At 45.8% G+C, this 1,332-nt stretch carries 1 protein-coding gene; it reads right to left on the reverse strand.

Annotated elements, in window-relative coordinates; all coding sequences use genetic code 11:
• Positions 1-1,332, reverse strand: a 1,332-nt coding sequence (locus JZU62_RS05290; protein ID WP_295012617.1) for a penicillin-binding protein 2, incomplete at both ends; no start/stop codon positions are given.

The following is a 1,332-nucleotide window of genomic DNA, read 5'->3' on the forward strand; positions in this document are numbered from 1 at the left end:
TGATGGATCGGGGGTGAGATATTTCTCTTCCACCATCAGATCAACAATCGCTTTAAACACCGGTACTGCAGTGATCGAAGCGAAATAAACGGTACGCGGTTCGATAACGGTGATACCGATCGTGTAGTTGTGTTTGCCATCGTTGGCAAATCCGATGAATGAGGTGTGGTAACTGTTCACATACGCACCGTTTTTAGCGATATGCGCCGTCCCTGTTTTCCCACCCACTTCCAATCCCGGAGTTCTAGCGACCGTCCCCGTCCCTACGTTGACGGTTTTAATCAAAATCTGTTTCATGCGCTCTGCGGTAGCGGGAGAGATAACCTGTATCGGCTGTTGCACCTGCATCGGAATCACCCGTCCATTATCATCATAGAGGGCTTCAACCACCATTGGATTGACCAATCTTCCGCCATTGTTGAATACATTAAATGCTTTGACGAGCTGCATGGCATTGGCACGCATACCGTATCCGTATGAGGTAATCGCTTTGTAGAGGTAGTTATTTAGTTGGGCGGAACTGGGGATGGAACCTCGTTTTTCATACGGTACGTCGATACCGCTGAAATGGGTAAATCCAAATCGCTCCAGCCCTTCGGTAAACTCTTTTCCACTCAGTTTTTGAGCTAATTGTGCAATTCCGATGTTGGAAGAGTGGACGATAACATCCTCGGCACTGATGGTACTAAAGGCATGTTCGTCCACGATGGTTTTTGTCCCCATTGTAAATCGTCCATTATGCCCATTGACCATATCATAGGGGTTGATAAGCCCGCGATCTAGCATAAGGGAAAAAATAATCGGTTTAATAACTGATCCCGGCTCATAGCTGTACTCGATCGCATTGGTGTTGAGCGAGGGGTAATCTTGGGTGCGGATATGGTTGGGATCAAACCGATTTGAACTCGCTAGTGCGATGATTTTTCCGCTTTTAGAATCCATAACGGTGGCGATGATCTCATCGGCTTGGAGCTTTTCTTTGATTTGATCGGTGATGATTTCGACTCTCGATTGGAGCATAATAGGGATATTGAGTTTTACGGTGAGTCCATTGATTTGCCGTTTAAAATCGCTCTTTTTGTTTAAAATGAGATAGCCGTTGACATCGCGTAGTGCTTTTTGGGTTTTGTTTTGTTGCGGATTGAGCTCTTCGTCAAAAAATTTCTCTAGCCCTTTGATTCCGTAAACACGAGTGTAACCGTTCTCTTCCATCTTGCGGGGATAGCCCAAAAGAGGGGTGAGAAGATTACCATAGGGGTATTGTCGCGCTTCGCCGCTTTCTAAAATATTTAACCCTTGCAAAATACGATCACCGCTAGAGGTTTCATACTC

Origin of the sequence: Sulfuricurvum sp., from assembly GCF_019163035.1 — a bacterium.
Taxonomy (GTDB): domain Bacteria; phylum Campylobacterota; class Campylobacteria; order Campylobacterales; family Sulfurimonadaceae; genus Sulfuricurvum.